Here is a 10,148-nt window from a genome sequence, read left to right on the forward strand (position 1 = left end):
CTGCCGTGCAGTGCTTCGACACCATCCGCCCTTGCACAGAGGGGGTAGGCCATCCGTCATGCTTTGTCAACTGTTTTGAGAAATCTCAATTTGTGGTCGCAACCGCCGGTGGCCGCCTCGATCTCCGCGCGGGTCATCAGGTCCGCGTATTTCTGGCCCATGTCGAACAGGTTCGCCTCATGCGGGCCGAGCGCGCGGTCACCCACGCAGTCGGTCGCGACGATGGTGCGGAAATTGTGCTGCATCGAATCCACCACCGTCGCGCGCACGCAGCCCGAGGTGGTGCAGCCCGCCACCACCACCGTGTCCGCGCGCTGCTGCGTCAGCCACATCGCGAGGTTGGTGGCGAAGAAGCCGGAGGCGCCCTGCTTGCGGACGATGTGCTCGCCCTTCACCGGCGTGAGCTCCGGCACGATCTGCGACAGCGGCGCATGCTCCGTCAGCTTCAGCAGCGAGGGCGCCTTGCGCGTGAAGACGCCGGCATCCGCGCCGTCATCGGCATAGACCACGCGGGTGTGCGCGACGGGCCAGTGATGCCTGCGCGCGAAGGCCAGCAGCTGCACGGTCTGCTCGATGGCGGGGCCGATGTTGCCGCCGCCGAAATGCGCGGGATCGGCGAAGCCGTTGACGAAATCCACGATCACCAGCGCCGGCCGCGTGCCCATCCCGGCGCGCTGGCCCATGCCCTGGCGGTGGTAGATGTCGGCCTCCGGATGGCCGGACATTATGGTGCCCTCAAACGCCGGGCGGCGGCTCCGCCGCCTTGGCTTCGCGCAGGCGACTGGTCTTCCCGGCGGCGCTGCTGGTCTGTGCGCGGGCCGCATTCGCGGCCTCGGCCAGCAAAGCTGGCCGCTCTGTTGCACACGCCTCTCATGCCACGTCCTCCAGATCGCGCAGCGACTGGATCATCGAGGACCGCAGCAGATAGGCGCGGTGCTTCTCCGGGTCGGCGACGATGCCGCGGAGCTCGTCGTGATAGGCCTTGCGCACCGCCGGGTCGCGCTGGTTCAGCAGCTGGCGGTTGCGCAGCGCCTGCTGCTGCACCACGTCCAGCGCGACCTTCCGGCGCTGGCGCGAATAGCGCTCCATCACCGCGGCATCGGCCTCGCCGCGCCACACCGCGGAAAGCTTCTGCGCCAGGTTGAAGGCGTCGTGCACGCCGCCATTCATGCCCATGCCGCCGAGCGGGTTGTTGATATGCGCCGCGTCGCCCGCCAGGAAGATGCGGCCCTTCACATAGCTGTCCGCCACGCGCTCATGCACGCGATAGGCGGTGCGGTGGCGGATCTCGTAGCCGGCCGGGTTCGGCCAGACGCCCTGCATCCGTTCCTGGATACGCGCGGGCGCCAGCATCTTCGCCTCGTCCGCGGCTTCCTCCGGCGCGGTCGGCAGCAGTACGCGCCACAGCCCCGCCGCCTGCAGCAGCACGAACCATTCCTCGGGGTCCGAGATGTAGGCGATGTTCGCCAGGGCGGGGATGTGGTCCTCGAAGCGGAAGGTGGTGGAGAGCGTCAGGTAGGTCTCGGGGATCGTCATGCCCTCGAAGCCGATGCCGAGCGAGCGCCGCACCGCGCTGCGCGCGCCATCCGCGCCGACGAGATAGGCGCCGGCGAGCCGTTCCGTGCTGCCGTCCGGGCGCTCGATCGTCAGCGTCACGCCATCGGCGTCCTGCGCGACCTCGCTCGCCTTCGCGTCGTAGAGGAATTCCACCTCGGGGTTGTCGGCCAGGATGTCGCGCAGCATCCGCGTCAGCCGCCACTGCTCGCATTGCAGCCGGTAGGGATGCGCCGTGTCGTCCTTCAGCCGCGCCATCTCGAAGGTGGCGATCGGGCCGGTCTGCCGGTCGCGGAACTGCCAGGTCGGGCAGATCAGCCCCTGCGCGATCAGCTTCTCCACCACGCCCGGGAAGCGGCCGAGCATGTCGAGCGTCGGCGGATGGAAGGTGGACGCGCGGAGGTCGTCCGGCAGGTCGCGTTCCTGCTCGACGATGGTGACCGGGATTCCCTCCCCGGCGAGGTAGGCTGCCGCGACCAGCCCCGCGGGGCCGGCGCCGGCCACGATCACCCGACGTGACTTGTCCATGCCATCACTCCGATCCGGCCGGAACATGCCCCGGCCGCGACGTCTTGCCCAGGCCCGCCGCCGCGGCATCTATGCGGCATGAACCTTCCCTTCCTGTCGCGGCCGCCGCGCGTCGCGCTGCTTCGCCTCTCCGGCCTGATCGCCGCGCGCAGCGGCGGCTTCACGCCTTCCGGGATCTCCGCCGCCGGCATGGCCCCCCTGATCGCGCGCGCCTTCGGCTTGCGACATCTCGCGGCCGTCGTGCTGGTGGTGAACTCCCCCGGCGGCTCGCCGGTGCAGTCCAGCCTCGTCGCGCAGCGCATCCGCCGCCTGGCCGAGGAGAAGAAGGTGCCGGTGATCGCCTGCGTCGAGGATGCGGCGGCCTCGGGCGGCTACTGGCTGGCCTGCGCGGCGGATGAGATCGTGGCCGACCCGGCCTCCATCCTCGGCTCCATCGGCGTGATCAGCGCCGGCTTCGGGCTGTCCGAGACTCTCGCGCGCTGGGGGGTGGAGCGCCGCCTGCACACCGCCGGCACCGACAAGAGCTTCATGGACCCCTTCCGCCCGGAACGGCCCGAGGATGTGGAGCGCCTGCGCGGCCTGCTCGACGAATTGCACGAGACCTTCAAGGAGTGGATCCGCACCCGCCGCGCCGGCAAGCTGAAGGCCCCCGAGGAGGAGTTGTTCACCGGCCGCTTCTGGACCGGGAAGCAGGCCGTGGCGCTCGGCCTCGCGGACCGCCTCGGCGAGGCCTCGGCCGAGATCAAGGCCCGCTTCGGCGAGAAGGCGAAGGTCGTCCCGATCGGCGCCCGCCGCCCGCCCTGGCCGCTACGGCTGCTGCCGGGTCTCTCGGCCGATGCGCTGCTGGCCGCGGCCGAGGAACGCGCGGCCTGGGCGCGGCTCGGGCTGTAGCTCAGCCCCGCGCCCGCCGCGCGGCCTCGAAGGTTGCGCGATCCATCCCGGTCTCCTCCGTCGCCGTCACGCCGAAACCTGCGCGATCCAGTCCTGCAGGTTGTAGTAGGTGGTCACCCGCGTGATCTTCCCGTCCGCAATGGCCAGGAAGGCGCCGGCCGGCAGGCGGTAGCCCTGGCCGCGGGCTTCCGGCAGGCCGGGCTCGGTGCGGAGGTATTTTCCCACGACCACGAACTCCGCCGCGGCGCGTGTGCCCGTGGCGTCGGCCATCACCACGATGTCCTCCAGCCGCTCCTCATAGGCGGCGTCCATCTGCGCCATGAAGGCGCGGAAGGCCGGCAGGCCGATCCGGCGTCCACCCTGGTTCACGTCATGCGCCACGTCCTCGGCCAGCAGGGCGCACATCGCGGCCCGGTCGCCCGCGTTGAAGGCGGCGTAATAGGCGCCCACCAGCGCCTCCGCGGCCGCGCGCGGCGTCGTTTCGCTCATCATGCCCTCCCGGCGCAGTTGGCCCTTGGCCCCGGCTGGTCTATTCCGCGCCCCGAGATGCCCGAAAAGCCCCCCTCCTTCCAGGACATGATCCTGCGGCTCCATCGCTTCTGGGGCGAGCAGGGTTGCCTGATCCTGCAGCCCTACGACATGGAGGTCGGCGCCGGCACCTTCCATCCGGCGACCACGCTGCGCGCGCTCGGCCCGAAGCCCTGGCAGGCGGCCTATGTGCAGCCCAGCCGCCGCCCCGCCGATGGCCGCTATGGCGAGAACCCGAACCGGCTGCAGCACTACTACCAGTACCAGGTGATCCTGAAGCCGAGCCCGCCCGACCCCCAGACACTGCTGATCGAGAGCTACCGCGCGCTCGGCATCGACCCGATGCTGCACGACATCCGCTTCGTCGAGGATGACTGGGAAAGCCCGACGCTCGGCGCCTGGGGGCTGGGCTGGGAAGTGTGGTGCGACGGGATGGAGGTGACGCAGTTCACCTATTTCCAGCAGGTCGGCGGCATTCCCTGCGAGGTGCCGAGCTGCGAGCTGACCTACGGCCTGGAACGCCTGGCGATGTACATCCAGGGCGTCGAGAACGTCTACGACCTGGATTTCAACGGCCGCGGCGTCAAATACGGCGACGTCTTCAAGCGGGCCGAGGTGGAATACTCGCACCACAATTTCGAGGCGGCCGACACCGCGATGCTGTTCCAGCACTTCGCCGACGCCGAGAAGGAATGCGCGGCGCTGGTGGAGCGCGGCCTGGCGCTGCCGGCCTATGACCAGTGCATCAAGGCGTCCCACCGCTTCAACCTGCTGGACGCCCGCGGTGCGATCAGCGTGGCGGAACGGCAAGCCTATATCGGCCGCGTGCGCAATCTGGCGAAACGCTGCTGCGAAGCCTGGCTGGCGGGGGAGAAGGCCGCGTGAGCTTGCCGGCCAGCCCGGTTTCTACCATATGGAAAGCGCTTTCTACCAAGAGGGCGCCATGGGCCAGTTGAACATCAAGGACGAGGCGCTGATCGCGGAAGCGAAGGCGCTGGCGGAATTGCTGGGTACCAGCACGACCGGTGCGTTGCGCGCGGCCGTCCGGGACCGTCTTGCGCAGGAGCATGCACGCCGGCGGCGTGCGGACGAGCGCTTCGTGGAGGAGTTGCTCGCGCTCGGCCGCCGGACCGCAGCCCTCATGCCGCCCCATCTGCGCACCAGCGACCATTCCGATCTGTACGACGAGCATGGTCTGCCGAAGTGATCGTCGATACCTCCGCACTCATGGCGATCGTCGCGATGGAGGATGACGCGGCGGACTATGCCGAGGCCATGCGGGCCGCGGGCGACAGGCTCGCCATGTCGGCCGCGACGCTGATCGAAGTGGCCATGGTCGCGGAGGGGCGTGGCGGCGAAGAGATGGCCGCGCGGCTCGATGCGCTGCTCGATTTCGCAGGGATCGAGATTGCGGAGGTGACGGCCCGGCACGCCGCGATCGCGCGAAGCGGCTGGCGCCGCTTCGGCAAGGGGCGCCACAAGGCCGGGCTCAATCTCGGCGACTTCTTCGCCTATGCGCTCGCGATCGAGCGGAACGAGCCGTTGCTGTTCAAGGGCGACGACTTCGCCGAGACCGATGTGAAAAGGGCGCTGTAGCGCATGCCCGAACTCCTGCTCGAACTGTTCAGCGAGGAAATTCCCGCGCGCATGCAGGCGCGCGGCGCCGAGGATTTTTGCCGAGTTGTTGCCGCGGCGCTGGCGCCGGTGATGCAGGGCGCGCCGCGCGCCTTTTGCGGGCCGCGGCGTATCGCGCTGACGGCGACGCTGCGCGCGGAGGTCACGACCGAAGGCAAGGAGGAACGCGGGCCGCGGGTGGGCGCGCCGGAGGCGGCGCTGGCCGGCTTCCTCAAGAAGCATGGCGCCGAGAGATCGGCGCTGGTTGAGCGCAACGGCTTCTGGGTGCTGGACAAGCCCGGCGAGACGCTGGCGGCGCGCGACCTGATCGCGCGCGAGATGCCGAAGCTGATCCGCGGCTTCGCCTGGCCGAAATCCATGCGCTGGGGCACCGGCGGCAGCCTCACCTGGGTGCGCCCGTTGCAGCGCATCCTGTGCCTGCTCGACGGCGAGGTGGTGCCCTTCGACCTCCGGCAGGGCGAGGACGATGCGCACGGGCTGCGCAGCACGAACCTCACCGAAGGCCATCGGGTGATGGCGCCAGGCGAGGTCACCGTCTTTTCCTTCGCCAGCTACGAAGCGGAACTGCTGCACCGCCGCGTTGTGCTCGACGCCGCGGAACGCATGAAAATCATCGAGGACGGGCTGAACGCGCTGGCTGCCGCGCAAGGCGTGCGCGTGGTGCCGGATCGCGGGTTGCTGGAGGAAGTGGCGGGGCTGGTGGAATGGCCGGTGCCGCTGCTCGGCCGCATCGACGACGCCTTCATGGACCTGCCGCCCGAGCTGATGCGCACCACGATGCGCGTGAACCAGCGCTATTTTTCCGTCGTCAGGCCGGACGGCGCCGCTGCGCCCTTCTTCGGCGTGGTGGCGAATATTTCCGCGAGTGACGGCGGCGCCGCGCTGGTGGCCGGCAACGAGCGCGTGCTGCGCGCACGCCTCTCGGATGCGCGCTTCTTCTGGGACCAGGACCGCAAGCAGAAGCTTGAGGATTTCCTCCCCAAGCTGGATGAGGTCGTGTTCCACGCGAAGCTCGGTACGCAGGGGCAGCGCGTGGCGCGGCTGGAACGCCTGGCGCGTTGGCTTGCCCCGCATGTCGGTGCGGATGCGAACCTCGCGGCGCGCGCGGCACAGCTTGCCAAGGCGGACCTCGCCTCCGGCATGGTGGGCGAGTTCCCGGAGCTGCAGGGCGTGATGGGCCGCTACTACGCGAAGGCTGGCGGCGAGGATGTTCGGGTCGCGGACGCGATCGGCACGCAGTATCGCCCGCTCGGCCCGGGCGATGCGGTGCCTTCCGAGCCGACCGCGATCGCGGTCGCGCTGGCCGACAAGCTCGACACGCTCGCCGGCTTCTTCGCCGCCGATGAGCGCCCGACCGGCAGCGGCGATCCCTTCGCACTGCGTCGCGCGGCGCTCGGCATCATCCGCATCATCCGCGAGAACGGCCTGCGCCTGCGCCTTGCCGACGCCTTCGCGGAGGCCTTCTTCGGCTTCCCCCAGGCGGTCGGCGTCTCGCCCGCGCCGGAATTCGGCATGGCCGTCGCGCAGGAGAAGCTGAACGCGGGCTGGAGGCCGCCGGCCGGCAGCGCGCATCCGCCGATGGTCGCGGCCTTCGCGGCCGGCCTGGTGGACTTCCTCGCCGAGCGCCTGCGCGTGCAGCTCCGGGCGGAGGGCGCACGGCACGATGTCGTCGCCGCCGCCTTCACCGCCGGCGAGGACGATCTGCTGCGCCTGCTCGCACGCGCCGATGCCCTGAAGGATCTCGTCGAGTCCGAGACAGGGCGGAACCTGCTCGCCGCCTACAAGCGCGCCGCGAATATTCTGCGCATCGAGGAGAAGAAGGACGGTCCCCACACCGGCGCGGTGGACCCTGCCCTTCTCGCGCTGCCCGAGGAACAGGCCCTTGCCGCCGCGCTCGATGCCGCCGAACCCGCCGCGCAGGCCGCGCTGAACGCCGAACGGTACGCGGACGCCATGGCCGCGCTGGCCGCGCTGCGCGGCCCGGTGGACGCCTTCTTCGACCGCGTGACGGTCAATGCGCCCGAAAAGGAACTCCGCCAGAACCGTCTGCGCTTGCTCAACCGGCTGCGAACCGCCATGGACAGCGTGGCCGACTTTTCCAGGATCGAGGGGTAGGCGCCCCGGCCCCGACCCTCCCCCCGCATGCGGGGGATGAAGCAGTTCATCAGGAGAGACGCCGCATGACCAAGTGGGTGTACAGCTTCGGGGCCGGCCACAACGAAGGCCGCGCGGACATGCGCAACCTGCTCGGCGGCAAGGGGGCGAACCTGGCGGAGATGGCGAGCATCGGCCTGCCCGTGCCGCCCGGCTTCACCGTCACCACCGAGGTCTGCACCTACTACTACGCCCACAAGCACACCTACCCCGAGGATCTGCGCCACCAGGTGAGCGACGCGCTGACGCTGGTGGAGGACGCCGTCGGCGCGAAGTTCGGCGACACCCACAAGCCGCTGCTCGTCTCCGTCCGCTCCGGCGCGCGCGTCTCCATGCCGGGCATGATGGACACGGTGCTGAACCTCGGCCTGAACGACGCGACCGTGGACGGGCTCGCCGCCGCCTCCGGCGATGCGCGCTTCGCCTGGGACAGCTACCGCCGCTTCATCCAGATGTACGGCTCCGTCGTGCTCGGCGTGGACCACCACCGCTTCGAGGAGATCATCGAGCATGTGAAGCTCGACAAGGGCGCGACGGAGGACACGGAGCTCGGCGCGACCGACTGGCACCGCGTCGTCGCCGGCTACAAGGACATGGTGGAGGAAGTCACCGGCAAGCCCTTCCCGCAGGACCCGCACGCGCAGCTCTGGGGCGCGATCGGCGCGGTGTTCGGCAGCTGGATGAACCCGCGCGCCAACACCTATCGCCGCCTGCACGACATCCCGGCCGACTGGGGCACCGCGGTCAATGTCCAGGCCATGGTCTTCGGCAACATGGGCGACGACTGCGCCACCGGCGTCTGCTTCACGCGCGATCCCAGCACGGGCGAGAACTTCTTCTACGGCGAATACCTGATCAACGCCCAGGGCGAGGACGTGGTGGCCGGCATCCGCACGCCGCAGCCGATGGCGGAAGCCCGCGCCAAGCCCGGCGAGCGCAGCATGGAAGTGGCGATGCCCAAGGCGTATGCCGAGCTCGTCGAGGTCCGCGCGAAGCTCGAGAAGCACTACCGCGACATGCAGGACATCGAGTTCACGGTGCAGCAGAACAAGCTCTACATGCTGCAGACGCGCAACGGGAAGCGCACCGCCGCCGCCTCGCTCAAGATCGCCGTGGACATGGCGCGCGAAGGCCTGATCGACCAGGCCGAGGCGGTGCAGCGCGTGGACCCGAAGGCGCTGGACCAGCTGCTGCACCCGACGCTCGATCCCAAGGCGCCGCGCAAGTCGCTGGCCAAGGGCCTGCCCGCCTCCCCCGGCGCGGCCTGCGGCGTCGTCGTGTTCTCCGCCGACGAGGCGGAAGCGCGCGCGGCGAAGGGCGAGGCCGTGATCCTCGTGCGCATCGAGACGAGCCCCGAGGACATCCACGGCATGCACGCCGCGAAGGGCATCCTCACCACGCGCGGCGGCATGACCAGCCACGCCGCCGTGGTCGCGCGCGGCATGGGCCGCCCCTGCGTGGCCGGCGCCGGCTCCATCACGGTGGACTACGCGCAGCAGGTGCTCACCGCCGGCGGCCAGCGCGTGCAGGCCGGCGAGACCATCACCCTCGACGGCGCGACCGGCGAGGTCTTCCGGGGCGCCGTCGCGATGATCGAGCCGAAGCTGTCGGGCGATTTCGCGACGCTGATGGAATGGGCCGATTCCGTGCGCAAGCTGAAGGTGCGCACCAACGCCGAAACCCCGCTGGATGCCGAGACGGCCCGCAAGTTCGGCGCGGAGGGCATCGGTCTCTGCCGCACCGAACACATGTTCTTCGATCCCACGCGCATCGGCGCCGTGCGGCAGATGATCATGGCGGAGACGGAGACCGGCCGCCGCGCCGCCCTCTCCCGCCTGCTGCCCTTCCAGCGCCAGGACTTCGTGGACCTGTTCCGCATCATGGCGGGCCTGCCCGTCACCATCCGCCTGCTCGACCCGCCGCTGCACGAATTCCTGCCCCACAGCGCGGAGGAGATCGCAGAGGTCGCGGCCGATCTCGGCACCGACGTCGCGGCGATGCAGCGCCGCGTGACGGAACTCTCGGAAGCCAACCCGATGCTCGGCCATCGCGGCTGCCGCCTCGGCATCACCTTCCCCGAGATCTACGAGATGCAGGCCCGCGCCATCTTCGAGGCCGCGGTCGCCATCGGCAAGGAAACCCACAAGGCGCCCGTGCCGGAGATCATGATCCCGCTGGTGATGACCCGCCGCGAACTGGAGATCCTGCGCGCGCTGGTGGACAAGGTCGCGCAGGAGGTCTTCGCCGAGACCGGCTACCACATCGAATACCTGGTCGGCACCATGATCGAGCTGCCGCGCGCCGCGCTGACCGCCGACGCCATCGCCGAAAGCGCGGACTTCTTCAGCTTCGGCACCAACGACCTGACGCAGACGGTGTTCGGCCTGTCGCGCGACGACGCCGGCAAGTTCCTGCCGCACTACGTGGAAAAGGGCATCCTGCCGAAGGACCCCTTCGTCTCCATCGACGTGGACGGCGTCGGCTTCCTGGTCGAGATCGCCACCGACAAGGGCCGCAAGGTGAAGCCGGACCTCAAGCTCGGCATCTGCGGCGAACACGGCGGCGACCCGGCCTCGATCCACTTCTGCGGCAAGGCCGGCCTCGACTACGTCTCCTGCTCGCCCTACCGCGTGCCCATCGCACGCCTCGCGGCCGCCCAGGCCGCGCGGGCCCCGCCCGGGCCGGGGGCCGCGGCTCGGCGCCTGCCGCGCGGCCCCGGCGGACGACCCGGCGCGGGCCGAGGCGGCGCTGGAGGCGGGGGGGCTCGGCGGCTTCGGCGGGCGGGCGGTGGGCGCGATGTCGGCGGGGCAGTTTCAGCGCCTGCTCTTCGCGCGGCTGCTGGTGCAGGATGCCGCGCT

The 10,148-nt window shown here is 70.2% G+C and carries 9 protein-coding genes; 6 read left to right on the forward strand and 3 right to left on the reverse strand.

The genetic code is table 11. The features are described 5' to 3' along the window. Positions 1-56: 56 nt before the first annotated feature. Together AC1MIR_RS05370 and AC1MIR_RS05375 are read right to left on the reverse strand one after the other, a co-directional pair. Positions 57-725 (reverse strand): isochorismatase family protein, encoded by a 669-nt coding sequence (locus AC1MIR_RS05370; protein WP_480027155.1) that lies wholly within the window; start codon positions 723-725, stop codon positions 57-59. Between the two features lie 145 nt (positions 726-870). Next, a complete protein-coding gene (locus AC1MIR_RS05375; protein WP_480027156.1) occupies positions 871-2,082 on the reverse strand; it encodes an FAD-dependent oxidoreductase in 1,212 nt (403 codons plus the stop codon). A gap of 78 nt (positions 2,083-2,160) precedes the next feature. On the opposite strand from AC1MIR_RS05375, the gene AC1MIR_RS05380 reads away from it, so the two are divergent. Continuing rightward, positions 2,161-2,973, forward strand: coding sequence for a S49 family peptidase (locus tag AC1MIR_RS05380; protein WP_480027157.1), 813 nt, complete (start codon positions 2,161-2,163; stop codon positions 2,971-2,973). Between the two features lie 66 nt (positions 2,974-3,039). Here the strand turns inward: AC1MIR_RS05380 and AC1MIR_RS05385 are convergent, their stop codons facing one another. Then, positions 3,040-3,465: a ketosteroid isomerase-related protein gene (locus AC1MIR_RS05385; RefSeq protein ID WP_480027158.1), complete on the reverse strand. Its 426-nt coding sequence runs from the start codon at positions 3,463-3,465 to the stop codon at positions 3,040-3,042. Positions 3,466-3,519: 54 nt separating this feature from the next. Between AC1MIR_RS05385 and AC1MIR_RS05390 the strand changes: the two genes are divergently transcribed. From AC1MIR_RS05390 to ppdK, 5 genes are all read left to right on the forward strand, one after another. Continuing rightward, positions 3,520-4,386 carry a glycine--tRNA ligase subunit alpha gene (locus AC1MIR_RS05390; RefSeq protein WP_480027159.1) on the forward strand — a complete coding sequence of 289 codons (867 nt, stop codon included), beginning with the start codon at positions 3,520-3,522 and terminating at the stop codon, positions 4,384-4,386. Positions 4,387-4,444: 58 nt separating this feature from the next. After that, entirely contained in the window at positions 4,445-4,708 is a 264-nt protein-coding gene (locus AC1MIR_RS05395; protein WP_480027160.1) for a type II toxin-antitoxin system VapB family antitoxin, read from the forward strand. Then, positions 4,705-5,097: a type II toxin-antitoxin system VapC family toxin gene (locus tag AC1MIR_RS05400; protein WP_480027161.1), complete on the forward strand. Its 393-nt coding sequence runs from the start codon at positions 4,705-4,707 to the stop codon at positions 5,095-5,097. The genes AC1MIR_RS05395 and AC1MIR_RS05400 overlap by 4 nt, the downstream gene beginning before the upstream one ends. A 3-nt stretch (positions 5,098-5,100) precedes the next feature. Further along, on the forward strand, positions 5,101-7,251 hold the full coding sequence (gene glyS, locus AC1MIR_RS05405; RefSeq protein WP_480027162.1) for a glycine--tRNA ligase subunit beta: 2,151 nt from the start codon (positions 5,101-5,103) through the stop codon (positions 7,249-7,251). Positions 7,252-7,316: 65 nt separating this feature from the next. Next, on the forward strand, positions 7,317-10,148 hold a 2,832-nt coding region (ppdK, locus tag AC1MIR_RS05410), incomplete at its 3' end, for a pyruvate, phosphate dikinase (protein ID WP_480027163.1).

It is taken from the genome of Falsiroseomonas sp. RANM36 (assembly GCF_056682175.1).

Excerpts from the sequence above, each read along its gene's own strand:
- AC1MIR_RS05370 (WP_480027155.1), bottom strand. The coding sequence starts at position 725 with ATGTCCGGCCATCCGGAGGCCGACATCTACCACCGCCAGGGCATGGGC.
- AC1MIR_RS05375 (WP_480027156.1), bottom strand. The coding sequence starts at position 2,082 with ATGGACAAGTCACGTCGGGTGATCGTGGCCGGCGCCGGCCCCGCGGGG.
- AC1MIR_RS05380 (WP_480027157.1), top strand. The coding sequence starts at position 2,161 with ATGAACCTTCCCTTCCTGTCGCGGCCGCCGCGCGTCGCGCTGCTTCGC.
- AC1MIR_RS05385 (WP_480027158.1), bottom strand. The coding sequence starts at position 3,465 with ATGATGAGCGAAACGACGCCGCGCGCGGCCGCGGAGGCGCTGGTGGGC.
- AC1MIR_RS05390 (WP_480027159.1), top strand. The coding sequence starts at position 3,520 with ATGCCCGAAAAGCCCCCCTCCTTCCAGGACATGATCCTGCGGCTCCAT.
- AC1MIR_RS05395 (WP_480027160.1), top strand. The coding sequence starts at position 4,445 with ATGGGCCAGTTGAACATCAAGGACGAGGCGCTGATCGCGGAAGCGAAG.
- glyS (WP_480027162.1), top strand. The coding sequence starts at position 5,101 with ATGCCCGAACTCCTGCTCGAACTGTTCAGCGAGGAAATTCCCGCGCGC.